At 60.1% G+C, this 26,481-nt stretch carries 26 protein-coding genes; 16 read left to right on the forward strand and 10 right to left on the reverse strand.

Translation table 11 applies throughout. The features are described 5' to 3' along the window. Window positions 1-13 precede the first annotated feature (13 nt). On the forward strand, window positions 14-916 hold the full coding sequence (locus QUV18_RS08585) for a ParB/RepB/Spo0J family partition protein (RefSeq protein ID WP_300893319.1): 903 nt from the start codon (window positions 14-16) through the stop codon (window positions 914-916). On the opposite strand, the gene QUV18_RS08590 is transcribed toward QUV18_RS08585, so the two are convergent. From QUV18_RS08590 to rph, 4 genes are read right to left on the reverse strand one after another with little or no spacing between them, the layout of a single operon-like run. Further along, window positions 906-1,259, reverse strand: a complete 354-nt coding sequence (locus QUV18_RS08590; RefSeq protein WP_300893320.1) for a YbaN family protein — start codon at window positions 1,257-1,259, stop codon at window positions 906-908. The genes QUV18_RS08585 and QUV18_RS08590 overlap by 11 nt on opposite strands. A 3-nt stretch (window positions 1,260-1,262) precedes the next feature. Beyond that, window positions 1,263-2,429 carry a radical SAM family heme chaperone HemW gene (gene hemW, locus QUV18_RS08595; RefSeq protein WP_300893322.1) on the reverse strand — a complete coding sequence of 389 codons (1,167 nt, stop codon included), beginning with the start codon at window positions 2,427-2,429 and terminating at the stop codon, window positions 1,263-1,265. Next, the gene (gene rdgB, locus QUV18_RS08600) at window positions 2,413-3,021 is read right to left on the reverse strand and encodes an RdgB/HAM1 family non-canonical purine NTP pyrophosphatase (protein ID WP_300893323.1); all 609 of its coding nucleotides are present in this window, start codon (window positions 3,019-3,021) and stop codon (window positions 2,413-2,415) included. The genes hemW and rdgB overlap by 17 nt, the downstream gene beginning before the upstream one ends. After that, window positions 3,014-3,730 (reverse strand): ribonuclease PH, encoded by a 717-nt coding sequence (gene rph, locus QUV18_RS08605; RefSeq protein ID WP_300893324.1) that lies wholly within the window; start codon window positions 3,728-3,730, stop codon window positions 3,014-3,016. The genes rdgB and rph overlap by 8 nt, the downstream gene beginning before the upstream one ends. A 123-nt stretch (window positions 3,731-3,853) precedes the next feature. Between rph and hrcA the strand changes: the two genes are divergently transcribed. Next, window positions 3,854-4,918 (forward strand): heat-inducible transcriptional repressor HrcA, encoded by a 1,065-nt coding sequence (hrcA, locus tag QUV18_RS08610; RefSeq protein WP_300893325.1) that lies wholly within the window; start codon window positions 3,854-3,856, stop codon window positions 4,916-4,918. Window positions 4,919-4,928: 10 nt separating this feature from the next. After that, window positions 4,929-5,489 (forward strand): nucleotide exchange factor GrpE, encoded by a 561-nt coding sequence (locus QUV18_RS08615; RefSeq protein WP_300893327.1) that lies wholly within the window; start codon window positions 4,929-4,931, stop codon window positions 5,487-5,489. A gap of 4 nt (window positions 5,490-5,493) precedes the next feature. Here the strand turns inward: QUV18_RS08615 and mutS are convergent, their stop codons facing one another. Then, window positions 5,494-8,109, reverse strand: a complete 2,616-nt coding sequence (mutS, locus tag QUV18_RS08620) for a DNA mismatch repair protein MutS (RefSeq protein WP_300893790.1) — start codon at window positions 8,107-8,109, stop codon at window positions 5,494-5,496. 165 nt (window positions 8,110-8,274) lie between these two features. Between mutS and QUV18_RS08625 the strand changes: the two genes are divergently transcribed. Further along, a complete protein-coding gene (locus QUV18_RS08625) occupies window positions 8,275-10,530 on the forward strand; it encodes an NADP-dependent malic enzyme (RefSeq protein ID WP_300893328.1) in 2,256 nt (751 codons plus the stop codon). Between the two features lie 7 nt (window positions 10,531-10,537). Continuing rightward, window positions 10,538-11,407, forward strand: a complete 870-nt coding sequence (locus tag QUV18_RS08630) for a ribokinase (protein WP_300893330.1) — start codon at window positions 10,538-10,540, stop codon at window positions 11,405-11,407. On the opposite strand, the gene msrA is transcribed toward QUV18_RS08630, so the two are convergent. After that, window positions 11,404-12,069, reverse strand: a complete 666-nt coding sequence (msrA, locus tag QUV18_RS08635; protein ID WP_300893791.1) for a peptide-methionine (S)-S-oxide reductase MsrA — start codon at window positions 12,067-12,069, stop codon at window positions 11,404-11,406. The two genes, QUV18_RS08630 and msrA, sit on opposite strands and share 4 nt — an antisense overlap. A 178-nt stretch (window positions 12,070-12,247) precedes the next feature. Here msrA and QUV18_RS08640 point away from each other — a divergent pair, with 178 nt between their 5' ends. The 3 genes from QUV18_RS08640 (at window position 12,248) to QUV18_RS08650 (ending at window position 14,379) form a co-directional block, all read left to right on the forward strand. Continuing rightward, window positions 12,248-13,156, forward strand: coding sequence for a D-amino acid aminotransferase (locus QUV18_RS08640; protein ID WP_300893332.1), 909 nt, complete (start codon window positions 12,248-12,250; stop codon window positions 13,154-13,156). Then, entirely contained in the window at window positions 13,156-13,872 is a 717-nt protein-coding gene (locus tag QUV18_RS08645) for an HAD family hydrolase (protein WP_300893333.1), read from the forward strand. Before QUV18_RS08640 ends, QUV18_RS08645 begins: the two co-directional genes overlap by 1 nt. A gap of 90 nt (window positions 13,873-13,962) precedes the next feature. Beyond that, window positions 13,963-14,379: a hypothetical protein gene (locus tag QUV18_RS08650; RefSeq protein WP_300893334.1), complete on the forward strand. Its 417-nt coding sequence runs from the start codon at window positions 13,963-13,965 to the stop codon at window positions 14,377-14,379. Window positions 14,380-14,431: 52 nt separating this feature from the next. On the opposite strand, the gene QUV18_RS08655 is transcribed toward QUV18_RS08650, so the two are convergent. Further along, window positions 14,432-15,658: an argininosuccinate synthase gene (locus QUV18_RS08655; protein WP_300893335.1), complete on the reverse strand. Its 1,227-nt coding sequence runs from the start codon at window positions 15,656-15,658 to the stop codon at window positions 14,432-14,434. A 142-nt stretch (window positions 15,659-15,800) separates the two neighbouring features. On the opposite strand from QUV18_RS08655, the gene ilvA reads away from it, so the two are divergent. Beyond that, on the forward strand, window positions 15,801-17,039 hold the full coding sequence (gene ilvA / locus QUV18_RS08660) for a threonine ammonia-lyase IlvA (RefSeq protein ID WP_300893337.1): 1,239 nt from the start codon (window positions 15,801-15,803) through the stop codon (window positions 17,037-17,039). Here ilvA and QUV18_RS08665 read toward each other — a convergent pair. After that, a complete protein-coding gene (locus tag QUV18_RS08665; RefSeq protein WP_300893338.1) occupies window positions 17,036-17,368 on the reverse strand; it encodes an Hpt domain-containing protein in 333 nt (110 codons plus the stop codon). The genes ilvA and QUV18_RS08665 overlap by 4 nt on opposite strands. Before the next feature lie 157 nt (window positions 17,369-17,525). On the opposite strand from QUV18_RS08665, the gene QUV18_RS08670 reads away from it, so the two are divergent. Next, entirely contained in the window at window positions 17,526-18,791 is a 1,266-nt protein-coding gene (locus tag QUV18_RS08670; protein ID WP_300893340.1) for a SpoIIE family protein phosphatase, read from the forward strand. Here the strand turns inward: QUV18_RS08670 and QUV18_RS08675 are convergent. Next, window positions 18,778-19,221, reverse strand: coding sequence for an NUDIX hydrolase (locus QUV18_RS08675; protein WP_300893342.1), 444 nt, complete (start codon window positions 19,219-19,221; stop codon window positions 18,778-18,780). The genes QUV18_RS08670 and QUV18_RS08675 overlap by 14 nt on opposite strands. A gap of 76 nt (window positions 19,222-19,297) precedes the next feature. Here QUV18_RS08675 and QUV18_RS08680 point away from each other — a divergent pair, with 76 nt between their 5' ends. The 6 genes from QUV18_RS08680 to QUV18_RS08705 all read left to right on the forward strand — a co-directional run bounded on the left by QUV18_RS08680 (window position 19,298) and on the right by QUV18_RS08705 (window position 25,878). Beyond that, the gene (locus QUV18_RS08680; protein WP_300893343.1) at window positions 19,298-20,293 is read left to right on the forward strand and encodes an Hsp33 family molecular chaperone HslO; all 996 of its coding nucleotides are present in this window, start codon (window positions 19,298-19,300) and stop codon (window positions 20,291-20,293) included. Further along, window positions 20,286-20,885 carry a CoA pyrophosphatase gene (locus QUV18_RS08685; RefSeq protein WP_300893345.1) on the forward strand — a complete coding sequence of 200 codons (600 nt, stop codon included), beginning with the start codon at window positions 20,286-20,288 and terminating at the stop codon, window positions 20,883-20,885. The genes QUV18_RS08680 and QUV18_RS08685 overlap by 8 nt, the downstream gene beginning before the upstream one ends. Next, on the forward strand, window positions 20,882-22,036 hold the full coding sequence (locus QUV18_RS08690) for a CCA tRNA nucleotidyltransferase (RefSeq protein ID WP_300893347.1): 1,155 nt from the start codon (window positions 20,882-20,884) through the stop codon (window positions 22,034-22,036). The genes QUV18_RS08685 and QUV18_RS08690 overlap by 4 nt, the downstream gene beginning before the upstream one ends. A gap of 172 nt (window positions 22,037-22,208) precedes the next feature. Continuing rightward, window positions 22,209-24,074 (forward strand): ABC transporter ATP-binding protein, encoded by a 1,866-nt coding sequence (locus QUV18_RS08695; protein WP_300893349.1) that lies wholly within the window; start codon window positions 22,209-22,211, stop codon window positions 24,072-24,074. A 3-nt stretch (window positions 24,075-24,077) separates the two neighbouring features. Beyond that, window positions 24,078-25,301 carry a class I SAM-dependent RNA methyltransferase gene (locus QUV18_RS08700; RefSeq protein ID WP_300893351.1) on the forward strand — a complete coding sequence of 408 codons (1,224 nt, stop codon included), beginning with the start codon at window positions 24,078-24,080 and terminating at the stop codon, window positions 25,299-25,301. A gap of 79 nt (window positions 25,302-25,380) precedes the next feature. After that, window positions 25,381-25,878, forward strand: coding sequence for a L,D-transpeptidase family protein (locus QUV18_RS08705; RefSeq protein WP_300893354.1), 498 nt, complete (start codon window positions 25,381-25,383; stop codon window positions 25,876-25,878). Between the two features lie 12 nt (window positions 25,879-25,890). Here the strand turns inward: QUV18_RS08705 and QUV18_RS08710 are convergent, their stop codons facing one another. After that, window positions 25,891-26,433 (reverse strand): CAP domain-containing protein, encoded by a 543-nt coding sequence (locus QUV18_RS08710; RefSeq protein WP_300893356.1) that lies wholly within the window; start codon window positions 26,431-26,433, stop codon window positions 25,891-25,893. Between the last annotated feature and the right edge of the window lie 48 nt (window positions 26,434-26,481).

Raw genomic sequence — 26,481 nt, forward strand, 5'->3', positions numbered from 1 at the left:
AGGAGAGGCCGGAATGGCAGAAAAGAAACCGAAACGCGGCCTTGGGCGGGGGCTTTCGGCGCTTATGGCGGATGTCAATGAGGGGCACGGGAACGACGCCGCCGATCCCAAACACCCCGACCAGGTCATCCCGATCGAAATGATTTCGCCGAATCCCGATCAGCCACGTCGATCATTCGACCCCGAAGCACTGGAAGACCTTGCGGCGTCGATCAGGGAAAAGGGCATAATTCAGCCTCTGATCGTCCGGCCGAACCCAAGAACCGAAGGCCAATTCGAGATCGTTGCGGGCGAACGTCGCTGGCGAGCAGCGCAAATGGCGAAGCTGCATGCCGTGCCGGCGCTGGTCCGGGAATTCGACGACACCGAGGTTCTTGAAGTTGCGATCATCGAAAACGTTCAGCGGGCAGATCTGAACCCGGTGGAGGAGGCTGCGGGCTACAGTCAGCTGATGGAAAAGTTTGGTCATACGCAGGAACGCCTCGCAACTGCCCTAGGTAAAAGCCGGAGCCATATTGCCAATTCGGTCCGGCTTTTGACACTTCCCGAGGAGGTGCAGAGCTACCTACGTGACGGAAAACTGTCGGCCGGCCACGCGCGTACATTGGTCACGGCAGAAGATCCGGTAGCCCTGGCAAAGCAGATAATCAAGAAAGGGTTGTCAGTCCGCGAAGCTGAAAAGCTCGCCAAGGCGGAGCAGGAGAATATCTTTTCCGGAGGCTCCAAACCCAAGGCAAAGGCAACATCGGAAAAGGACGCCGATACCAAGGCTCTTGAAGGCGATCTCTCGGCTGGCCTGGGGATGAAGGTTCTGATCGATCACAAGCCCGGCAAAGAGAACGGCCAGATTGTCATCGCCTACGACACGCTGGAACAACTCGATGATCTTTGCCGGATCCTCAGCGTCAGCAACTAGGCCGAGTCCAGAGAAATATCAGTACGCAGCCGAGGACGATTGCCTGAACTACGAGGATCGTTTGGCGTAGTCCCATTGCAAATGATAGAGCGAATACCGCGGAAATGGATATCGTCGCGAGCGTCTTTGCCCGCCTGCTTATGGCGCCGCGTTCCTGCCAATCGATGATCGCGGGGCCAAATTGCGGATGCGAAAGCAACCAGCTGTGAAGACGCTCCGACGAACGGGCAAAGAAGAATGTTGCGAGAAGCAGAAAGGGCACCGTCGGCACGAGCGGGAGGACAACGCCAACCAAGCCAAGGCCAACGCAAAGCAATCCAAGGCCGAGCCACACGAACCGCATTATTCAGCCTGACATCAACTCTTTGATCACCGCGTTGAGAACCATGCGTCCGTGTTGTGTGGCTCTGACTCGATACTTTTCCTGCACGATCATGCCGATCTCCTCAAGCCGTGCGAGCGTGTGCGCCGACAGGTCTTGCCCAGACATAGCCCTGTACCGACGCGCATCAATGCCCTCACTGACCCGGAGGCCCATCATAAGGTACTCATCAGCCTGTTCCGAGCCGGAGATCGGTTCAATCGAGTCGACAGGTTGCGTGGCCTCTACCGCGTTGAGCCATTTGCCGGGTTGGGCGTACGCCTCGGTGGCGCGTCTTTGACCTGCGATGGTGATGCGACCATGAGCCCCCGGACCAATCCCCGCGTAGTCGCCATACCGCCAGTAGACAAGGTTGTGCCGCGACTCCGCGCCGGGAGCCGCGTGGTTAGAGACTTCATAGGCCGGCAGGCCGGCGGAGTTGCAGATCTCCTGCGTCGCTTCGTACATGTCACCCGCGCGGTCATCGTCGGGCAGACCGCTCAGCTTGCCACGGGCATACCGATCGCCGAACGCCGTGCCGGGTTCTATGGTCAGCTGGTAAAGGGATAGGTGATCGACAGCCATCGATAGCGCTTCCCGAAGTTCTTCACCCCACGCGGCAACGGTTTGGTTCTGGCGGGCATAGATCAGGTCAAAACTGACTCTATCGAAATATTTCCTAGCAATATCAAATGCTTGATAAGCCTCTGCAACTGAGTGGATTCGGCCAAGCCGATGAAGGTCGGCATCGTTCAGCGCCTGAATGCCCATTGACACGCGCGAGATGCCGGCCTGCGCATAGGCCGCAAAGCGACCAGCCTCTACGGAGCCGGGGTTTGCCTCGAGCGTTATCTCCGTGTCATTCGACGTTGGCCAATTTCGACGAATTCTCTCGATGACCTCCGAGACAACTCCTGGGTCCATCAGGCTTGGTGTTCCGCCCCCAAAATACACCGTTTGCAGCACCCGGCCAGGAAGCAGTTCGGCATACCGGTCTATCTCGGACAGATAGGCCTTCTTCCACCGTTCTTGATCGATGAAGCGGCTGACGTGAGAATTGAAATCGCAATAGGGGCACTTGGCTTCGCAGAACGGCCAATGAATGTAGAGGCCAAAGCCACCTTCCTGCCAATCGTCAGTCAAAACAGCCATTCACGAGTTTGGCGAATGCGTCGGCACGGTGGCTTATGCGGTTTTTCTCTGCGCTATCCATCTCGCCAAACGTCACGTCATATCCGTCGGGCTGGAACATCGGGTCGTACCCGTGCCCCTGGTTGCCCCGCGTGGGCCATACCACACGCCCATCGACCTTTCCCGGAAAAACCTCGTCATGGCCGTCGGGCCAGGCAAGAACGAGTGTACAGCAAAACCGGGCCTTCCAGGGTTGCGGTGCACCCGTATGCAAGAGCTCTTCATGCGCACGCGACATCGCAACGCCAAAGTCGCGGCCAGACCCTGTTTCCGCCCAATCCGCCGTCCAAACTCCAGGCCGGCCCTCCAGAGCATCAATCTCGATACCGCTATCATCCGACAAAGCCGGCAGGCCCGTGGCCCGTGCCGCCGCATGCGCCTTGATGCGTGCGTTGCCGACAAAAGTTGTTTCGGTTTCTTCGGGTTCGGGCAAATTCTGCTCGGCGGCGCCGATAACGGTTACGCCAAATGGTTTCAGCAAGGTCCGGATTTCTTCCAGTTTGCCAGCGTTATGGGTTGCGACCAATAGCGTGTCGCATTCGAACCTACGCATTGACCGCCGCGTTTTGCGCCTCGACGAGTTCGGCCACGCCCTTCTGTGCCAGATCCATCAGATTGTCCATTTGCGCACGAGAAAACGTCGCGCCTTCGGCACTCATCTGAACTTCGATCAGCTGGCCCGAACCGGTCATGATGAAGTTTCCGTCGACACCGGCATCACTGTCTTCCGGATAATCCAGGTCGAGAACCGCCTGGCCCGCGTATATTCCGCAGCTTACAGCGGCAACAGGGTCGGTCATCGGGTCGCTGATCACATCGCCGATCTTCATAAGTTTCTGAACTGCGAGGCGAAGCGCCACCCAGCCGCCTGTGATCGATGCACAACGCGTGCCGCCATCAGCCTGGATCACATCGCAATCGACGGTGATTTGCCGTTCGCCAAGTGCCACGCGGTCGATACCGGCCCGAAGGCTGCGACCGATGAGGCGCTGGATTTCGACCGTGCGTCCCCCCTGTTTGCCTGCCGCAGCCTCGCGCCGCATCCGGCTGGTGGTGGAACGGGGCAGCATTCCGTATTCTGCCGTCACCCAGCCAAGGCCGGAACCCTTGATGAAAGGCGGTACACGGTCCTCGATCGTCGCCGTGCAAAGAACATGCGTATCGCCAACCTTGATCAGACAGGAGCCTTCCGCATGTTTCGTGACCCCGGTCTCGATTGAAACCGGCCGCATCTCGCTTAAGTCTCTCCCGGAAGGTCGCATGGCAAATACCTCGTTAGCTGGTGCGTTGGGGATACATGGCTGCCCTCGGCAAGTGCAACCCCGATTGACCTTTTCATTTGTCCGTCTTTAATGGCGGATCACGTAAGCAGGATGTCATTCGGAATGAACGACGCAGGCAAGGTTCTCGAAGAGATGAACGCACGCTCGCGCGAAGTGTTTCGCCGCGTTGTCGAGACCTATCTTGCAACAGGCGATCCTGTCGGATCCCGCACGTTGACGCGCAACATGAGCGAAAAGGTGAGCGCAGCGACGATTCGCAACGTGATGCAGGACCTTGAGTACCTGGGCTTGCTGAACAGCCCGCACGTATCGGCTGGCCGGATCCCAACGCAGGAAGGCTTGCGGATGTTCGTTGACGGGCTGCTCGAGGTCGGCGACCTCAACAGCACCGACCGCCAGATGATCGACGCGACACTTGGCAGCAACTCCGACGATGTGGGAACGGCTCTTGACCGGATCGGTTCCGCCTTGTCAGGTGTAACGCATGGAGCATCGCTTGTGCTTGCGCCAAAGCACGAAGCCCCGATCAAGCATATCGAGTTCGTGGGTCTCGGCCATGACCGGGCGCTGGTGGTGTTGGTCTTTGCCGACGGTCATGTCGAAAACCGGATATTCACTCCGCCGCCGGGCCAGACACCCAGCTCGATGCGAGAGGCCGCGAACTTTCTAAACGCGCTAGTCGAAGGCAAGACCTTGTCGGGCCTGCAATCCGTTATCGCAAAAGAGATCGAATCGAGGCGTCAGGAAATCGACCAGCTCGCCCGGCAACTGGTCGAGAGCGGCCTTGCGATCTGGGAGGGCGAATCAGACAATTACGAGCGTTTGATCGTTCGCGGCCGATCAAATTTGCTTAATCCTGAAACCGAGGAAGAAGACCTTGAACGCATCCGCACGCTGTTCGATGACCTCGAGCGAAAGCGTGATATCGCGGAATTTCTCGAGCTCGCGGACGAGGGGGAAGGCGTACGAATATTTATCGGTTCAGAGAACAAACTTTTCTCACTTTCGGGTTCCTCTTTGGTGGTCTCTCCATATATGAACGCTGACCGAAAGATTATTGGCGCGGTGGGCGTGATCGGCCCGACGCGCCTGAACTATGGCCGCATCGTGCCGATCGTCGACTACACGGCGCAAATCGTCGGCAAACTGATCGCGGACCGAAGTTAGAGGTGAAAGAATGGCAGAGCGTGACGAAGACCGGTTCCTGGACGACATCGCCGAGGCTGAGGCCGAGGAAGAAGCCCGATTGGCGGAAGATGGCCCTGAGGAGCAGGACGAGGTCGAGACTCTCCGTGCGGAACGAGACGCGCTTCAAGACAAATTCATGCGGGCGCTGGCCGACGCGGAGAATGCCCGCAAACGGGCTGCAAAGGAACGGACCGAAGCCGAGAATTACGGCGGGTCCAAGCTTGCCCGCGATATGCTGCCGGTCTTCGATAACATGAAGCGCGCGGTCGAGTCGGTGACGGATGAGCAACGCGAGGTCGCCGGCCCCATGATTGAGGGGATCGAACTGACCATGCGCGAGCTGATCAAGGTGTTCGAGAAGCACGGCATTCGCGTGATCGACCCGCAGGTCGGCGACCGGTTCGACCCGCAGCAGCACGAAGCCATGTTCGAAGCGCCACTTCCGGGAACGAAGCAGGGCGATATCATCCAGGTTTCGGCCCAGGGCTTCATGTTGCACGACCGTATCCTGCGGCCAGCGCAGGTGGGTGTTTCTTCCTTCCAGGGCTGACAAGTCAGCCCCTCACCAAGCCCTTTAGCTCATAGATCAGGTCGAGAGCTTCCCGGGGAGTCAGTTCGTCGGGAAGGATCTCGCCCAGTCGCTTCTCGGCGAGCGACTCTTTCGCGGGCGCCTTTGGCTGTGGCGGCGGGCTGGCGGCGAACAGGGGCAGGTCGTCGATGAAAGCCTCGCGCTTGCCGTGACCCTCGCGTTCACCCTTTTCAAGCGCGTCCAGCACGACACGCGCGCGCTCGACCACAGATGGCGGCAAGCCGGCCAGCTTGGCAACCTGAACGCCGTAGCTCCTGTCAGCCGCGCCCCTGCGGACTTCGTGCAGGAAGATGACGTCGCCTTCGTGCTCTTTGACGGCGACAGTGGCGTTGTCTACCCGGTCAAGCTTTTCGCTAAGGTTGGTCAGCTCGTGGTAATGCGTGGCGAAGAGGGCGCGGCATCGGTTGATTTCGTGCAGGTGTTCCAGGGTTGCCCACGCGATCGAGAGGCCGTCATACGTGGCGGTGCCACGGCCGATTTCGTCGAGGATGACAAGTGCAAGGTCGTCGGCCTGGTTGAGGATCGCCGCGGTTTCAACCATTTCCACCATGAAGGTTGACCGGCCTCGGGCCAAGTCGTCGGACGCACCGACGCGGCTGAAAAGCTGGCTCACCATACCGATATGCGCGGCCCGGGCCGGCACGTACGCACCCATCTGTGCGAGCACGGCAATCAGGGCGTTCTGACGCAGGAACGTCGATTTGCCGGCCATATTGGGACCAGTGAGCAGCCAGATATCGCTTTCGTCGCCAAGGGCGCAGTCATTGGCGATAAACGGATCGCCACTCTGCGAACGCAATGCACGTTCGACTACCGGGTGTCGCCCACCTTCGATGAGAAGCGCGCGGCCTGCATCGACCTTTGGACGGCACCAGTTCTCGGACCGGGCGAGGTCGGCAAAGGCCGTTGCCAGATCGAGTTCTGCAAGGGCGGTCGAGGCTTGCGAGAGGGGCGCCGCCTCGTCCAGAATCGCCGCCTTAAGGCCTTCGTAGAGCCGCTTCTCAATGTCCAGTGCCCGACCGCCAGCATTCAAAATCTTGGTTTCCATCTCGCTCAGCGGGACTGTCGTGAAGCGCACCTGGTTGGCCGTCGTCTGCCGGTGTTTGAAAGTCTCGTTCAGCGGAGAGGACAACATCTTGTCGGCATGCGTCGCCGTGACTTCGACGAAATAACCCAGCACGTTGTTGTGCTTCACCTTCAGGCTTTGGATGCCTGTCAGCTCCACGTAATCGGCCTGCATCCCCGCGATCACACCGCGTCCCTCATCGCGCAGGCGCCGCGCCTCGTCGAGTTCCTCGTCGTAGCCTTCGGCAATGAAGCCCCCGTCGCGCGCCAGAAGGGGGGGTTCTGCGACAAGTGACTGATCCAGGAGCGCGAGCAGCGCGTCATGCCCCGAAAGATCTCCGACAACTCGCGCCATCAGGTCGGGCAAGTCCATACTCTTCATGAAGGCTGCAATCCGGTCAGCTTGGGTCAAACCGTTGCGGATTGCCGCCAGGTCACGCGGACCGCCCCTGTCGACCCCAAGCCGAGAAAGGGCCCGGTCGAGGTCTGGCACCCGGCGCAGCGCCTCTCGTAAATCATTGCAGAATCGAGCCTGTTCCACGGCGAAGGCCACTGCCTCCTGCCGTTCCTGTATCACCTCGAGCACGCGGGACGGCGAGGACAGACGCCGTTCCATCAGGCGCCCCCCGCCAGCTGTCACCGTCCGATCCACTGCGGAGAGCAGTGAGCCTGAACGTCCGCCGGACAGCGCGTGCGTCAGTTCAAGATTTCGCCGGGTCGCGGCATCGATTTGCATGACGCGCGCCTGCGCCTCGCGGACGGGAGTGCGCAACAGCGGCAGTTTGCCCTTCTGGGTGATCTCCAAGTATTCGACCAGGGCCCCCATCGAAGAGATTTCCGGTCGTGAGAAGTTTCCAAATGCCTCAAGGGTCTCGACGCCGAACAAGGAACACAGCCGATCGTGGCCGCCCGTGCTGTCAAATGCGGAGCGGCCCAGGGGCGTGACCGAGACGCCGGCTTCCGACGTGAGTTCCTCGAGTTCGAGTTCATCTGTTTCAGAAAGGATCAGTTCACTCGGTGCCAGTCTTGCCAGTTCCGGGCCAAGGCGCACCTCCGGCAAAGGCATCACGTGAAAGCTGCCCGTCGAAATATCGACCCACGCCAGCGCACTTTCGCCTCTTACGCGGGAGAAACTGGCAAGGAAGTTGTGCCGCCGCGCCTCGAGCAGGCTTTCCTCGGTCAATGTTCCCGGTGTGACGAGCCGCACGACGTCCCGCTTTACAACGGATTTTGCCCCACGTTTCTTTGCCTCGGCCGGGTCTTCCATCTGCTCGCAGACGGCTACGCGAAAGCCTTTCCGGATTAATGTCAGCAGGTAACCTTCGGCGGAATGCACAGGCACGCCGCACATGGCAATGTCTTCGCCCAGATGCTTGCCGCGTTTCGTGAGCGCAATATCCAGGGCTTCGGCGGCGGCCACGGCATCGTCGAAAAACAGCTCGTAGAAATCGCCCATACGGTAGAACAAAAGCGCACTGGGATACTGCGCCTTGATCTCAAGGTATTGCGCCATCATCGGCGTCACGGCTGCCTTCTGCGACGTCACGATTTCCCCCGTTCTCACCTCGAAAGACCTTACAAACGCGGGGTGGCAGGCGAAACCCAATTTTCACCGCTGTTGAGCCGAACGCAATCCCCCGCTAAGGATCAACCGACACAACGGTAATTGACAGCGGACCCCATGCCCAAACCCAAGTTCTCCCGCGAAGAGGCGCTTGCCTTCCATCTTGAGCCGACGCCCGGCAAATTCGAGGTGACCGCGACGGTACCGATGACCACGCAGCGCGACCTTTCGCTTGCCTATTCGCCTGGCGTGGCCGTTCCCTGCGAAGAAATCGCGCGGAACCCGGAACTTGCCTATGACTATACCAACAAGGGTAACCTTGTGGCGGTCATCTCGAACGGAACGGCAGTGCTTGGCCTTGGCAATCTCGGTGCGCTCGGTTCCAAACCGGTGATGGAAGGCAAGGCGGTGCTGTTCAAGCGGTTCGCCGACGTCAACTCCATCGATATCGAGCTCGACACCGAAGAGCCCGAAGATTTCATCAAGGCGGTTAAGCTGATGGGCCCGACCTTCGGCGGCATCAACCTTGAAGACATCAAGGCGCCGGAGTGTTTCATCATCGAGCAAACGCTCAAGGAGCAGATGGATATCCCGGTCTTTCACGACGATCAGCACGGCACTGCGGTGATCTGTGCGGCAGGGCTTCTCAATGCGTTGCACCTGTCGGGCAAGAAGATCGAGGATTGCAAGATCGTTCTCAACGGAGCCGGCGCGGCCGGGATTGCCTGTATCGAATTGCTGAAGGCCATGGGCGCACGGCACGAGAACTGTATCGCCTGCGATACCAAGGGTGTCATCTACCAGGGTCGCCAGGATGGAATGAACCAATGGAAGTCAGCGCATGCGGTGGATACGGAACTGCGCACGCTGGCAGAAGCCATGAAAGACGCCGACGTTTTCCTCGGGGTTTCCGTCAAAGGCGCCGTGACCCAGGAAATGGTCAAATCGATGGCGCCGCAACCGGTGATCTTTGCCATGGCCAACCCCGACCCCGAAATCACTCCGGAAGATGCGCACGAGGTGCGGCAGGATGCTATCGTCGCGACCGGCCGGTCGGATTATCCCAACCAGGTGAACAACGTTCTGGGCTTTCCCTATCTCTTTCGCGGAGCGCTTGATGTACATGCTCGGGCAATCAACGACGAAATGAAAATCGCCTGCGCCCACGCGCTGGCCCGCCTTGCGCGGGAAGATGTACCGGACGAGGTTGCCATAGCCTATGGCCGAAAGCTTTCGTTCGGCCGCGACTATATCATACCGACCCCGTTTGATCCGCGCTTGATCCACACGATTCCGCCTGCTGTCGCGCGGGCCTGCATGGATACCGGCGCCGCCCGGCGCCCTATCGTCGATATGGACGCCTATGAGCAGGCATTGAAATCGAGGTTGGACCCCACGGCCTCGATCATGCGGTCGATCAATGCACGGGCCCGTAATGCCCAGGCCCGGATGATCTTTGCCGAGGGCGACGACCCACGTGTCCTGCGTGCGGCGGTGCAGTATACCCGGTCCGGCTTTGGCCATGCCATCGTGGTTGGCCGGGACGACGACGTTCAGCACAAGCTCGACGCCGCCGGGCTTGGGGACGCGATTTCAGAGATCGAGATCACCAACGCCGCCAAGACGGAGTATCTGGAGGAATACAAGTCGTTCCTGTACGGTAAGCTTCAGCGCCGGGGGTTCGACCACCAGGATATTCACCGTCTCGCCGCCCGCGATCGGCACGTGTTCTCGGCGCTGATGCTCGCCCATGGGCATGGTGATGGGCTGGTAACGGGCGCCACGCGGAAATCGGCGCATGTTCTTGACCGGATCAACCACGTTTTCGACGCAGATGCGGAACACGGGGCCGTGGGTGTTACGGCGCTCCTGCACAAAGGCCGGATCGTCATGATAACCGATACTCTCGTGCATGAATGGCCGGACGAGGAAGACCTGGCCACCATTGCCGAGCGCGGCGCGCATGTTGCGCGCAATCTTGGCATCGAACCACGTGTCGCTTTCGTCTCCTTCTCGACCTTCGGGTATCCGCGGTCGGAACGGGCCGAGAAGATGCATCGCGCGCCAAGAGTGCTGGAATCCCGTGGCGTTGATTTCGAGTTCGAAGGGGAAATGACCGTTGATGTGGCTCTCAACAAGGCCGCACAGGATTATTATCCTTTCCAGCGCCTCACCGGTCCGGCGAACATCCTGGTCGTTCCGGCGCGGCACTCTGCCTCGATCTCGACCAAGCTGATGCAGGAAATGGCAGGCGCGACGGTTATCGGGCCAATCCTTTCCGGCATCGACAAGTCGATCCAGATCTGTTCATCGACATCCACGGCCAGCGACATCCTCAACATGGCCGTTCTGGCGGCTTGCAAGGTGGGCTGAGAGGCCGATGATATATAACCTGGGCTCGATCAACGCGGATTACTTCTACCGCCTTCCGCGTTTGCCCGGTCCCGGAGAGACACTGGCCGCAACCGAGATGAGTTCCGGCCTGGGCGGGAAGGGCGCGAACCAGTCCGTTGCGATTGCAAGGGCAGGAGCCGAGGTTTGCCATATCGGCGCGGTTGGCGGCGATGGCCGGTGGCTGATCGAACATTTGGCCGAGGCGGGGGTCGATACGAGGAATATTCAGTTCAGCACCCGGCCCACGGCGCATGCCATCGTGATGATCGACGGCCAGGGAGAGAACCAGATCGTCATTTTCCCGGGGGCCAACTTCGACCAATGCCCGGATACGGTCGCAAAGGTGCTTTCAGAGGGACGGCCAGGCGATTGGCTATTGCTGCAGAATGAAACGTCGCAACAGGCCGAGGCTGCTGCCCTGGCGGCAGGCAGGGACTTGAATGTGGTCTATTCCGCCGCTCCATTCGATGCCGATGCCGTGGCACGGCTTCTGCCAAGTTTGACACTGCTCATCATGAACGAGGTCGAGGCCGGCCAACTCGCCGAGGTGCTGGGCACGCAGGTTCTGCACCTGCCAGTCGCAAACGTGTTGGTAACGAAAGGCGCCCGGGGCGCCGACTGGCACGATACACGCCTGATGCAGACGCTTTCGGTTCCCGCATTTCCCGTGGCGCCAGTCGACACCACTGGTGCAGGCGATACGTTCACGGGTTACGTGGTGGCGGGGTTGTCGACCGGGTCGAGCCCACAGACGGCGCTGCGCCGTGCGGCGGCCGCAGCGGCAATTTCCGTAACGCGGACTGGTACGGCGGACGCCATCCCGACGATTGCCGAAGTCGAAGCGTTTCTGGCCTAGCTTCCGACGAAGGGCGCTGCCGATCCCCAAAGTTGCTTGATGCGCTGATCGCGGTTGCAGCCTTCACGGTAGAACTTGTAGGCCGTCGATTGTTTCTTGGGCCCCGCGCGGGTGATCACCAGCTTGGAGCCCTTGTAGTAATCCTGGTGATACGCCTCGGCCTTGTAGAAGGGCCCGGCGTTCAGAACGGGCGTCACGATGGATCGGCCCAATGCCTGCGCGGCCTCCGCCTTTGCTGCTTCAGCCGCCTGTCGCCCTGCGGCGTCCTTCGCGAAAATCGCCGTCCGGTAACTGGCCCCGCGGTCGCAGAACTGGCCGCCCGCATCGGTTGGATCGATCGAACGGAAGAACATGTGCAGCAATTGCTCTTCGGTGACCCGTGCCGGGTCATAGAATATCTGGACTGCCTCGTAGTGGCCTGTTCCGCCACGCGTGACTTCCTTGTAGGTCGGATTCTTGGTCGTACCGCCAGTGTACCCCGAAACGACCTCCTTGACGCCCCTGACGCTCTCGAAATCCGCCTCGACGCACCAGAAGCAACCCCCGGCCACTGTCAGAATCTCGGTACCCGCCGCACGCGCCTTGGTGCATTGGACACCTATGCCGACAACGATCAATGCAGCCAGCACAACCGCTTTCATTTCCTTGCCACACATGATCATCGAAACGGCCTCCCCAATCAACGCGATCATTCTGACAGCAAGCACGAGTCTCACCAATAGAGCCGACGACCATGTCACGAAGTGGTGAGCCGATTTTACCCTTGGCACCGGGAATCGCCGCAAATAACGTTCGGCCGACTGGCGCTGAAAAGGCCGTCTGTAACATTCGGGGGCGAAAATGACAGAGCACCAGACCACACACCAGGCGGAGGAAGATGCCCGAAACGAGACCATTCGGATCTGGCTCAACGGAAGGATCGTTCCTAAGGCCGAAGCGGTAGTGAGCGTGTATGACAGCGGGTTCATGCTGGGTGACGGCATCTGGGAGGGTTTGCGACTTTATAACGGGACATGGGCGTTCATCGACGAGCATCTTGACCGTCTGTTCGAGGCGGCAAAGGCCATCGACCTTGATATCGGAATGACGCGGCAGGAGGTGTTTCAGGCCGTCATAGACACGCAGATCGCGAACGAGATGACATCGGATGCCCACGCCCGCCTGATGGTCACGCGGGGTGTCAAAAGCCGACCATTTCAGCACCCCTCCCTGTCAAAGCAGGGGCCGACCGTTACGATTATCATGGAACACTCCAGGCCGCAGATTGGCCGGCCGATCCGGCTAGCGACGGTGCCGCATCTCCGCGGAATGCCGATGACCCAGGATCCGAAGCTCAACTCGCACTCCAAGCTCAACTGTATCCTCGCCTGTATCGCAGCCGAGAAAGCAGGGGCAGACGAAGGTCTAATGCTCGACGTAAATGGTTTTGTGAACACGACGAATGCCTGCAACTTCTTCATCGTGCGAAAAGGGGCTGTGTGGACCAGCACGGGCGATTACTGCATGAACGGCATAACGCGTCAGAAGGTGATCGATCTGTGCCGTGAGAACCAGATACCGGTTTTCGAGCGCAACTATTCCCTGGTGGATACCTACGGCGCTGACGAGGCGTTCCTGACGGGAACGTTCGGCGCCCAGACGCCCGTCGGCGAGGTCGATGGACGGACGATCGGGGACGGTCAGCTAGGGCCGGTCACCAAAACGATCCAAGGTCTCTACAAGGCACTGATACAGCGGGAAATGGCCTGATGAGGATTGCAATGTGGTCCGGCCCGAGAAACTTGTCGACGGCCATGATGTACGCATTCGCGGCCCGCGGCGATTGTGCCGTCGTGGACGAGCCCTTCTACGCTGCCTATCTGTCGAGGACGGGGCTGATCCACCCGATGCGGGATGAAATCGTTGCCTCGCAGGCCGTCGATCCGAGCGAAGTGATCGAGGAACTTCTCGGTCCCATCCCCGGCGGCCTTCCGCATTTCTATCAGAAGCACATGACCCAACACATGATCGAGGGCGTGCCGCGCGACTGGATTGGCAAGGTGTCCAATGTTTTCCTGATCCGCCATCCCGCCCGGGTCGCGGCCAGCTTCTCGCTGAAATACGATAACCCGACGCTGTCCGATATCGGCTTCACCCAGCAATTCGAGCTTTATGAGCAACTCAGAGCGCAAGGACAGAAGCCGGTGATCATCGATTCCGATGACATACGGCGCGACCCTGAAAGGATGATGCGATCACTTTGCGAGGCGATCGGTCTACCTTGGACAACGGCCATGCTTTCTTGGCCGACAGGCGGTCACGTAGAGGATGGCGTCTGGGCACCGCACTGGTACGGCGCGGTACATCGTTCGACCGGCTTTGCCCCGGCAGAGGGTGAGCTTCCCGAACTTACTGGAGAACAGGCCGCCCTGGCAGAGGAAGCTATGCCCTTCTATCGGCCTTTGCGCGAAATGGCGCTCCTCTAGGCTATTTCTTGAAACTAATTCTCTCAATCCACGTGCCTTCTCGCAGGCGCGGAAAGACCGCGTGCAGATTCAACAGATTGGAGATTTTCAATGAAGACCCTGATCAGCCTTACTGCAGCAACGATCCTGACAGCGGGCACGGCCCTTGCGGACAACCACGGCATGACGCCAATGGTCGAGGCCTCGGACCAAAGCGTTGCGAATGGGATCGTCAGTGCCGACAAGGTTTCCGCCATGCAGAACGGCTGGCTCGTCGTGCATCGTACGGATGCCGACATGAAGCCGGGTCCGGTTGTCGGTCACGCGCCGATCCGCGAAGGCGAAACGATGGACGTGGCCGCGATCCTGACGGAAGATGTGGCCGCGGGCGACATGCTGATGTTGATGGTTCATTCCGAAGATGGCGGGATGGAAACCGGGATCTTCGAATACACACTTGGGGCCAAGGAAGACGGACCCATCAAGCCCGATGGCGAACTGGTCATGACGGTTATCACCGTACAATAATCAGCGAACAAACCGAGAGGGCGGCCAGTTTGTAGGGCCGCCCTTTTTCTTTTCAGCCCTTGAGGCGCCGATCACGAGCGGCAAGCAACTTCAGCCGCAGGGCATTGAGCTGGATGAACCCGGCTGCATCCTTCTGATCATAGGCACCCGCATCTTCTTCGAAGGTCACGTGCGCTTCGGAATAAAGCGAATGGTCCGACCAGCGGCCGACGACGTTGACCGACCCCTTGTAAAGCTTCAGCCGCACGGAACCGGTCACATGCTCCTGGCTCCGGTCAATCGCCGCCTGCAGCATTTCACGTTCCGGACTGAACCAGAAACCGTTGTAGATGAGTTCGGCGTAGCGCGGCATCAACTCGTCTTTCAAATGAGCGGCTCCGCGGTCGAGAGTGATCTGCTCGATGCCGCGATGCGCCTGAAGCAGGATCGTGCCGCCGGGTGTCTCGTAGATCCCGCGCGACTTCATACCGACGAATCGGCCCTCCACCAGGTCAAGCCGGCCAATGCCATGCTTGCCGCCCAGCTCGTTCAACTTCGTGAGAAGCGAGGCAGGCGAAAGCGCCTCGCCATTGATGCTGACGGCATCGCCCTTTTCGAACCCGACCTCGATAAACTCGGCTTCATTCGGGGCATCCTCGGGGTGGGTCGTTCGTTGATAGACGTAATCCGGCGCCATTTCGGCAGGGTCTTCCAGAACCTTGCCTTCCGAGGACGTATGCAGAAGGTTTGCGTCGACCGAGAATGGCGCCTCACCCCGCTTGTCCTTCGCAATGGGTATCTGGTTCTTCTCGGCAAAGTCGATCAGCTTTGTGCGGCTCGTCAGGTCCCAAATCCGCCAAGGTGCGATAACCTTGATCTCGGGGTTGAGCGCATAGGCCGCCAGTTCGAACCGCACCTGGTCATTGCCCTTGCCAGTGGCCCCGTGTGCCACCGCGTCGGCGCCGGTTTCCTCGGCGATTTCCACGAGCCGTTTGGAAATCAGCGGCCGGGCGATCGAAGTGCCAAGCAGGTACAGCCCTTCGTAGAGTGCGTTGGCGCGGAACATGGGGAAGACGAAGTCGCGCACGAACTCTTCGCGAACGTCTTCGATGTAGATGTTATCAGGCTTGATCCCCAGAAGTTCGGCCTTCTCGCGTGCGGGCTCGAGCTCTTCGCCCTGGCCGAGATCGGCCGTGAAGGTCACAACCTCGCACCCATACTCGGTTTGCAGCCATTTCAGGATGATCGAGGTATCAAGCCCCCCGGAATAGGCCAGTACGACTTTTTTCGGCGCGGACATCGCTTTCCCCTTTGCACGGTCTTGGGCGAGGCGATTATCGGCTTTTGACGCGCTGGGCAAGGTGGCGTGCGTGCCTGTATGCGCCGGTATTCATTGCAGCTGCCTCTTGCCAGGGTTCCCTGATTGCGACAGTGACACCTCTATGACAGATTTCCGTACCCTTGCCCGCACCGCAGAAGCCGCCATGCGCGACGTGTTCGAGCCGACGCCATTGCAACGCAACGATCACCTGTCTGACCGGTACGAGGCGGAGATCCTTCTGAAACGGGAAGACCTGACGCCGGTAAGATCGTACAAGCTGCGCGGCGCGTTCAACGCGATGCGCAAAGTGCTGGAGAGGAATCCGGATACGTCCTCTTTCGTATGCGCCAGCGCTGGAAATCACGCGCAGGGTGTTGCGTTCATGTGCCGCCATTTCGGCGTCAACGGCATGGTATTCATGCCCGTCACGACGCCGCAGCAGAAGATTATGAAAACGAAAAGCTTCGGCGGCGAATTCGTGAAAGTTGAGCTGACCGGCGACTATTTCGATGACACGCTCGCCGCGGCCCAGGCCCACTGCGCGGACGTTGGCGGACATTTTCTATCGCCGTTCGACGATGTGGACGTGATTGAGGGCCAGGCCTCGGTTGGCGTCGAGATTGAACAGCAGCTCGACGGCGTGCCTGACCTGATCGTGATGCCCGTCGGCGGCGGCGGGCTGTCGTCCGGTGTGCGAAGCTATCTCGGGAATGACTGTGGTTACGCCCTTGTCGAGCCGATGGGCGGCGCTTGCCTCGGTGCGGCGCTGAAGGCCGGGCGTCCGGTGCGCCTCGCCCAGGTCGAGACATTCGCCGATGGGGCGGCGGTTGCCCAGATCGGAGAAAAGACATTCGAGAGATTGAGCGACCTCGATCCGTCGAGTGCGTTGACCGTAAGTGAAGACCGGTTGTGCACCACCATGCTGGAGATGCTGAACGTGGAAGGCATCGTGTTGGAACCGGCCGGGGCCTTGTCTGTCGATGCGCTCAAGGACCTGCGCCAGGACATCCGTGGAAAGCGGGTGGTTTGCGTCACGTCAGGCGGCAACTTCGATTTCGAACGGCTGCCCGAGGTGCGCGAGCGAGCGTTACGGTCCTCCGGGATCAAGAAGTACTATATTCTGAGGATGCCGCAGAGGCCCGGGGCGTTGCGGGATTTCCTCAATATTCTCGGCCCGCATGACGATATCTCCCGCTTCGAGTACCTCAAGAAGTCTGCACGGAATTTTGGCTCGGTCCTGATTGGGATCGAAGCCAGCGATCCGGAAAACTTCTCCCGGATCGAAACGAAGATGGCCTCAGCCGGTTTCGCATTTCGCGACATCACCAATGACGAGGTGCTCGCCGAGTTCCTGATCTAGGCCGCGGCAATGCGAGGGAGGCCGCGGACGAAGGCCTGCTTCGACTGATCATAGCATGTAAGGACACCATCAATATCGACGTCGGCCTCCGCACCGTTGCCGGCCGCGGTTTCACCGGCCTGGCACAGGACGGAAAACGACGTGAAGCCTATGTTGAGCGCGCTCCCCTTCAGAAAATGAAGGCGCGCGGCAAGAGCCGCTGCATCGCGACAATTTGCAAGCCTTGCAAGCTCTTCCTCCACCTCGAACAGGAATAGGTCGATCACCTCGTCGAAATTGTCTTCACCGACCTCTTCGCGCAGTTCAGAAACACGTTTCCAATCGATCATTCTTCAGCCCCGATAATTCCTTTCATCGGCAAAACTATGGGCGGTGCGTTAATCAAAGGTTGAGATCGCACCTCGATTTTGGCGCGAATTCCATGTTTCACGGATGATTAAGCCCCTGGCACTAGACCGACCCGGCAATTTCATTGGGCGGTGGTGCGTGGTGCAGGTGACGGATAATCAGGCTGGGGGGGCAGGCACCGCCAAGGCGGTGCGAAAGGTACTCGTTGTCGATGACAGTTCCTCGCAGCGACTGACCCTGTCGCGCATGCTACACGAGGCGGGCTATTCGGTGCGCGAAGCGGCCTCGGGCCGCGAGGCGCTTCGCATGTGTCGAACGGACCCGCCAGACCTCGTTTTCAGTGACTGGATGATGCCCGGTATGAACGGACTGGATTTTTGCCATGCCTTCCGACGGATGCCCCGCGACGGCTACGGTTACTTTATCCTGCTGACATCGAAGAGCGACAGGCAGGATATGGCCCGCGGCTTCGATGCCGGTGCCGATGATTTTCTGACCAAGCCGGTCAATGCGGCCGACCTTCGTGCCCGCATCACAGCGGCGGAACGGGTGCTCCGGATGGAGCGGGAGTTGACCGAGAAGAACCGGCTTGTTCGATCCACGCTAAGCGAGCTTCAGCAAATTCATGAGGCTATCAACGGCGACCTGATCGAGGCCCGCAAACTGCAACAGTCGCTTGTACGGGAACGGTATCGTGACTTTGGAAGCGCCGAAGTCTCTATGGTGCTGCATTCATGCGGCCATGTCGGGGGGGACCTTGTCGGCATGTTCCAGGTCAGCGAGTCACAGATCGGCGTTTATGGCATGGATGTATCGGGTCACGGCATCAGCTCGGCACTGATGACGGCGCGGCTCGCGGGTTACCTGTCTGCAACGACGCCTGAGCAGAACATTGCGCTTTTCCCCGATGAGCAGGGTCGTTTCCACGCCCGTTGCCCCGGCCAAACGGCGTCCATACTCAATGAACTCATCCTTGGCGAGATCGAGACGGAGCATTACCTGACGCTTTTGCTGGCGCTCGTCGATCTCGGGTCTGGTGAGGTGACGTATGTTCAGGCCGGCCACCCCCCACCGTTGGTGCAGCGGGCTGATGGGACCACTGAGTTTGCGGGCGATGGCGGCATGCCCGTCGGTCTGCTGGGCCGCGCCACGTATCAGACCCGGAAAGTACATTTGAACCCGGGCGATCGGTTGTTCATCTATTCGGACGGCATGATGGAATGCCACAAATCCAACGGTGACATGCTGGCCGAGACCGGCCTTGCAGATGTGATACAGGGATTACGTCAATCGCGCGGCGCCGATTGCCTTGAATCCCTCGTTTGGCAACTGGCCGAGATCACGGGTTCCGATCAGTTCGACGATGATGTCTCGGCTGTGCTGCTCGAGTTCAACGGGCGTTGAGATATGTCCTGACGAAATGCCGGTCTCCGGAATTCCCGAGCGCTTCAGCGGCGAAGGCCGGGCTCGACCATAGGGCCGTGTGCCCCTCTTCCGTTGGCGCTCCGTGAGCTCGGACGGGACGTGCGGCATATATCAGGCAAAGCTTTTCTGCCCATTTGTCGTATTCCGGCATGTATACGAAACGCCGGAACGCCCCGACCCGTCTCGGTTCAGCGATGATCCAGCCAGTTTCCTCGTAAACTTCCCTGTGCAATGTGCGAAGCGGCGATTCGCCCGGGTCTATCCCGCCGCCGGGCAATTGCAATTCCGGTTCCGGCTCATGCTGAAGCGTCAGCAGGAGCTGCCCGTCCCTGGGAAGGATGGCATAAGCCCCCATGCGGTATGAGTAAGCAATGTCGCGGCGGGGCACCGGGCCAAATCTGGGGATCATGCAGCCTCTCTTGGATCATCACTGGCGGTTCATATATAGTCGCGGTATGCCAATTTCCGCGGCTTAAGGAAACTCCATGACACTTGGTCAGAAAATCGCGTGGGACGATACGATCCTGCCGTTCCAGCTCGATGCCTCCGATATGCGCGGCCGGCTCGCTCGGCTTGACGGTGTCCTTGACGGTATCCTGCGTCAGCACGACTATCCGCCCGCTGTCGAGGCGCTTGTGGCCGAGATGGCGCTGCTGACCGCGCTCATCGGACAGACCATCAAGCTGCGGTGGAAACTTTCGCTTCAAGTTCAGACAGACGGCCCGGTTCGCATGATCGCGACTGATTATTATGCGCCGCAGGATGAGGGCGAAATGGCGCGCATACGTGCGTATGCCGCCTTCGACCGAGATCGCGTAACTGACGAACGACCATTCGACCAGCTCGGCAAGGGGTATTTTTCCGTCGTCATCGATCAGGGCGCTGGGTCCGATCCGTATCAGGGGATCACGCCGATCGCCGGCGGCAGCCTGAGCGCCTGTGCCGAGGCTTATTTCGCGCAGTCCGAACAGTTGCCGACACGCTTCGAACTAAGCTTCGGGAAATCGACCGAGCGTGGTGAATCCGAACACTGGCGCGCCGGGGGCATCATGGTACAGCACATGCCCAAGGCCTCTCCCGGCATAACGGGTGGCGGCACGGGCGAAGGGGGCCTTCTGGTTGCGGATGACGTGGTCGGCGAGGATGGCGAAGAAAACTGGAACCGGGTCAACATCCTGCTCGATACCGTCGAGGCGCTGGAGTTGATCGGTCCATCGGTCGCACCGGCCGATCTTCTCGTGCGACTGTTCCACGAGGAAGCTCCTCGTGCCTACGAGTTTCAGCCGGTTCGCTTTGGGTGTACGTGCTCGGAAGACCGCGTGCGGCAAAGCCTGTCGATCTATTCTGTCCGCGATATCGAAACCATGACGACCGAGGAAGGGATCGTGACCGCAGACTGTCAGTTCTGCGGCGCCCATTACAGGCTCGACCCGGCGACGCTCGGGTTCGACGCGCCCGACAAGCCAAATGACGATGAGTGACGCAGCCGGCCGGCTGCGAATTGCCGTCTCCCAGGCTCGTGCGCCGTCTTCCGACTATGATCTGAATCCGGATACCGTTCTCCCGGAGGGACGAAGTCTTCGCCCGGCGGGCGTGCTCGTACCCGTTCTGACGCAGGGTGAAACATCGCGATTGTACCTCACGAAGCGGTCATCGGCGCTAAAGCATCACCCCGGCCAGATCGCGTTCCCGGGTGGCAAGCAGGACGAGAGCGACGCCGATATCACGGCGGCCGCCCTCCGCGAGGCGCACGAGGAGATCGGCCTCGCACCGGAGAATGTCGAGGTTCTCGGCCTCATGCCAGCCCATGAAACGGTAACCGGCTTTTGGGTGACGCCAGTCATCGCGCTAGTCCGGGAACCGTTCACACCGGTCCCGGAGCTTGGCGAGGTCGAGGAGGTGTTCGATGTGCCGCTCGAACATGTCCTGACGCCGGCAAACTTCACCGTGCAGTCACGCCGTTGGCGGGGGAGCCGAAGGCACTACTATACGGTTCCTTTCGGTCCATACTATATCTGGGGGGCGACGGCGCGTATCCTGCGGTCCATGGCTGACGCGCTTGAAAGTAGATGAAGCTTACCGGAGACTGGATCAGGAAAGCGCCAACGCAGTCCGTCTGCCGCTTACTTGAAAGCGCCGGCTTCCAGGCGCTATTCGTCGGAGGCTGTGTACGGGACGATCTTCTCGGTGTGCCGGTACGCGACATCGACATCGCCACCGATGCCCGTCCGGACCGTGTAATTGCGCTGGCAAAAGCGGCCGGCCTGAAGGCGGTTCCCACTGGATTGGAACATGGTACGATCACCGTCGTCGCAAATGGTGTCCCCCATGAGGTTACGACGTTCCGCAAGGATGTCGAAACCGATGGCCGCCGCGCCACGGTGGCCTTTTCTGACGATGTGGAGGAAGACGCGCATCGCCGCGATTTCACGATGAACGCCCTCTACGCGCGGTCGGATGGCGAACTGATCGACCCCCTCAATGGTCTTCCCGACCTGGAGTCGCGCCATGTCCGATTCATCGAGGATCCGGAGCAGCGGATCCGTGAAGATTACCTGCGCATTCTTCGCTTCTTTCGGTTTCACGCCTGGTACGGCTCGGGAGGTCTGGACACGGACGGTCTTGCCGCATGTGCCAAGCTGGCGGAGGGTATCCAGACTCTGTCGAAGGAACGGGTCGGATCGGAAGTTCTGAAACTTCTCGCGGCGCCGGAGCCTGCGGCGGCCGTGGCATCGATGCGCTGTGCCGGCATCCTGAGACATATCCTGCCCGGTGCGGATGACAGCCTTCTGGGGCCGCTCGTTCATCTTGAACAGTCGCTTTCGGTTCCGGTGGATCCTGTCCGCAGGCTGGCTGCCCTTGGCGGATCGGATCAGGCCGAGCATCTCCGTTTGAGCCGGTCCCAAACGAAACAGCTTGCCCAGATCCTGCGTGGCCTGACGGCCGCGTCCGGTGCCGGAGAGATCGGGTACAGGTTCGGCAAGGAGGCCGGGGTCGACATCTTGTTGCTGAGATCAGCGGCAGAGAACCGTGAACCCTCCGAGATCGAACTGGAAACAATCGCGCAGGGCGCCTCGGCCGATTTCCCGGTATCCGCGGCTGACCTCATGCCAGCGTATCAGGGCCCGGCCCTCGGCGAAAAGCTGAGCGAACTGGAGAGGAAATGGATCGAGTCCGGCTTCACGCTCGGCCGCCAGGACCTGCTTGGTTCCGACCTGTCATAGAGACTTCAATTGACAATCTGATCAAGAACGGGCCATCGTCGCAGGACTGACGAAGGAGGGACGCAATATGTATCGCGGGATCTGGCTAAGCTAAGCCCATAATCCGCCCCATGTGATACCGCACGCGGCTTGAGCCGCGCTGCCTTTGCGCCCCCCACCAGGATGCCGTTCCATGTTCAAGTTTTTCGAGAATCTCGTCGATCCGTATTGTGAGTATTCGGAAACCGATACACCTCCCACCCGTCTCTGGCCATTCATGCGTGACTACATGAGACCATTTCGACGGGTGTTCTGGGTGACCGCGATATTCTCGGTACTCGTTGCAAGTATTGAACTCTGGCTGATCTATTACATGGGTCAGCTGGTAGACCGCCTTTCGGGCGAGCCGGAAGCCGTGTGGCAGCAATACGGCCTCGAATTGATCGTCGTGGCCCTTTTCATTCTGATCCTGCGGCCCCTGGTCCAGGCAATCGACGTGCTGTTGCTCAACAACACGATCATCCCGAACTTCGGCACCCTGATCCGCTGGCGCTCGCACAAGCACGTATTGCGGCAATCGGTGGGCTGGTTCGAGAACGACTTCGCGGGTCGTATCGCCAACCGGATCATGCAGACCCCGCCCGCGGCGGGTGAGGCCGTGTTCCAGGTGTTTGACGCGATCACCTTCGCGCTGGCCTACGTGGTTGGCGCCGCGCTGATGCTGTCAGATGCCGACCCGCGGCTGGCGATCCCGATGGTCATCTGGCTGGTGCTCTACGCCATCCTCGTTCGCTGGGTCATGCAGCGCGTGGGACCGGCGTCGAAAGCAGCGTCGGACGCCCGCTCTCAGGTGACCGGGCGCGTGGTGGATGCCTATACCAACATTCACTCGGTCAAGCTTTTCGCGCACCATCAGCGTGAACTTGAATACGCCAAAGAAGCCATCGAAAATACACGCACCACCTTCCGGGCCGAGATGCGCATCTACACCATAATGGACGTGGCACTGGTGATCCTGAACGGGCTGCTGATCGTGGGTGTTGTCGGCTGGGCCATGCTGCTCTGGATGCAAGGCAGCGCGACCGTGGGTGCCGTGGCGGCGGCCACTGCGCTGACCCTACGGCTCAACGCCATGACCGGCTGGATCATGTGGGCGCTCACGACGTTCTTCCGCCAGCTCGGTGTCGTCGCCGAAGGAATGGAGACGATCGCCCAACCCATCGACCTTGTCGACGAGCCGAATGCCAAACCCCTGAAGATGACGGATGGCCGGATCGATATTCAGGCGGTATCTCACCATTACGGGCGCGGCGCCGGCGGGCTGGACCGGGTCAGCCTGACCATCGAACCGGGCGAAAAAATCGGCCTGATCGGGCGATCGGGGGCCGGGAAATCGACGCTCGTCAAGTTGCTCCTGCGTTTCTACGATGCCGAAGACGGGCGCATCCTGATTGACGGGCAGAATATTTCCCAGGTCCAACAGGACAGCCTACGTGACCATGTGGGTATGGTACAGCAGGACAGTGCGCTTCTGCACCGTTCGGTGCGCGACAACATTCTCTATGGCAAGCCGGATGCGGGCGAGGAAGAAATGCTGGAAGCCGCTCGCAAGGCCGAAGCGCATGAGTTCATCCTTGACCTGCAAGATCCACAGGGTCGCACCGGTTATGATGCGCATGTCGGTGAACGTGGCGTGAAGCTCTCCGGCGGACAACGCCAGCGGATCACGCTGGCAAGGGTCATCCTGAAGGACGCGCCGATTCTGTTGCTCGACGAGGCCACCAGCGCGCTCGACAGCGAGGTCGAGGCGGCGATTCAGCAAACCCTTTACGGGATGATGGAGGGCAAGACGGTTATTGCCATTGCCCACCGACTGTCGACGATCGCCCAGATGGATCGTATCATCGTGCTGGAACAGGGTCGCATTTTCGAGGAAGGAACCCACTCCGAATTGCTTCAAAAGGGCGGTCTCTACGCCCGCTTCTGGGAGCGTCAGTCGGGCGGATTCCTGAACGCCGATGTCGACGGCGACGACGAGACCGAGACCGCGGCGGAGTAACGATTGACCGACTACAGGATCAGGAGGTTGGGTCATCTTGGCGACGGGATCGCCGAAGGTCCGGTCTATGTGCCGGGCGCCCTGCCGGGTGAGGTTGTGACCGGCATCCCGGACGGTGACCACCTCAAGGACGTTCGCATTGTCACGCCGTCATCCGACCGCGTCGCGCCGCCCTGTCGTCACTTCAAATCCTGTGGCGGCTGCCAGATGCAGCACCTGTCAGATTCGGCCCTGGCTGACTGGAAGATCGATATCGTCAGAACGGCCCTGCAGGCACAGGGCCTTCAGACGGATTTCCTGCCCATCCATACGTCGCCGCCAAACTCACGGCGCAGGGCCACCTTCGCGGCGCGCCGAACGAAGAAAGGAGCCATGGCGGGGTTTTACGGCAAGCGGTCCGATGCAATTGTCGAAATCCCGGATTGCCGCCTACTTCATCCGCGCCTGATGGCGGCATTGCCGGTGGCCGAGAAGCTGGCCGAGACTGGTGCAAGCCGCAAGACCGCATTGCGCGTGGCGGCAACGCTGTCCGAACCGGGCCTGGACATAGCGGTCACCGAGGGCAAGCCGCTGGACGGGCCGTTGCGAATGGCATTGGCGGAGCTTTGCCAGGCATTTGACCTTGCGAGGCTGAGCTGGGACGGGGAAACGATTGCCACTCGCCTGCCACCGGAGCAGCGGATTGACGGTATTTCGGTGGTGCCGCCAGCAGGCGCCTTTTTGCAGGCCACGAAACAAGGCGAAGAGACGCTTCGGACCGACGTGCTCGGCATTGTCGACGGGGCGTCTTCCATCATCGATCTGTTTGCAGGCTGCGGCACCTTTTCTCTTCCGGCGGCGCGAAAGGCGGCGGTCCACGCCGTGGAAGGCGATCCTGCGATGACAGTTGCCCTCGACGCGGGGTGGCGACGTGCGAAGGGCCTCCGGAAAGTCACGACGGAAACCCGCGACCTGTTCCGCCAGCCACTTCAAGCTGAAGAGCTTTCTGGCTTCGACGCGGCCATCATCGACCCGCCTCGCGCGGGTGCCGAGGCTCAAATTGCGCAACTTGCGCAATCCGGCCTTCCGGTGATCGCACATGTATCCTGCAATCCGGTCACCTTCGCCCGTGACGCAGCCTTGCTGGTGCGCCACGGCTATGACTTGACCCACTTGCGAGTCGTGGACCAGTTCCGCTGGTCCGTGCATGTCGAGCTTGTTGCAAAATTCCGGAAAAACGCCTCGTAATGCTGCGCATTTTCCTTGGCCCAACCTCGCGAAATTCTGTAAAATGCGCCGCATCAGGGCAAGGAAATCGAGACAGGCCATGAAGGCGATCAAACTGATAACCGTGATCCTGCTGGCGGTCGGGCTGGCAGGGTGCGGATCGAAGTTCAAAAAATACAACGGGCCAGAGGTGACTCAGGTCATCGTGCAGAAGGACGAGCGACGGCTATACCTGATGCATCATAACCGCGTGCTCAAGACTTATCCGGTTGAGCTGGGCTTTGCCCCTCGCGGCCACAAGCAGTTCGAGGGCGACGGCAAGACGCCCGAGGGGTATTACTACATCGACAGACGTAATCCGAACAGCAAGTTCCACCTGTCGATCGGCATCTCATATCCCAACCCAACTGACCGGGCTTTTGCAGAGGCCAATGAAAAGAGGCCAGGCGGGGACATCTTCATTCACGGACGGCCGAACGCCAACCCTCGCGACAAGCGTAAGGATTGGACAGAGGGCTGCATCTCTCTGAAGAACCGTCACATGGAATGGGTCTATGCGATGGTCAACAACGGGACGCCGATCATCCTGACGCCCTGACAGGCGTCAGCATCAGGAGGTCGTACCGGCCGGGGCAGTGCCGCGGCCGGTCACAAGCGTCCACCAGATCTTGCCATTGGCTTCCTGCTCCCACGCGAAACCCATTTCGGTGGCTTCCTTCGACAGGATCGTCCGGCGCGTGTTCTCGTTTTCCATCCACGCGGCCAGCGTTTCCAGTTCGTCTTCGTAGGTTTCGGAGATGTTCTCGCCGATGAGCGACCCGCCGTAGCCAACGCGGCGCACCCGGTCGATCGGTGAAGAGCCATCAGAACCGAAATGCCAGGGCCGGTTTTGCAGGGACATGTCTCGAGAATGGGTAGCGGCGGCTGCGTTCAGCCGGGAATCAAGCGTCAGGGGCGCCGCGCCGGCAGCCTGCCGCAGGGCGTTGACCGAATCCAGCATCCTGTACTGGATCGTTGATGTCTCGCTGGGGCTGATACGGTGAATGCGGGTGCTGCTGCTGCCGTCCGTGCCCGCTGGCGGCCCGGTCATGGTGCTGCTGCATGCGGAAAGCAGAACAAGTGTCGAAAACAGAAGTCCGATGATACGCGCCATAAAGCTCAGCCACCTATTGAGTCGAAAGTCTCATCCGTTTAGCCCGCT

The organism is Roseovarius sp. (genome assembly GCF_030373445.1).
Taxonomy (GTDB): Bacteria; Pseudomonadota; Alphaproteobacteria; order Rhodobacterales; family Rhodobacteraceae; genus Roseovarius.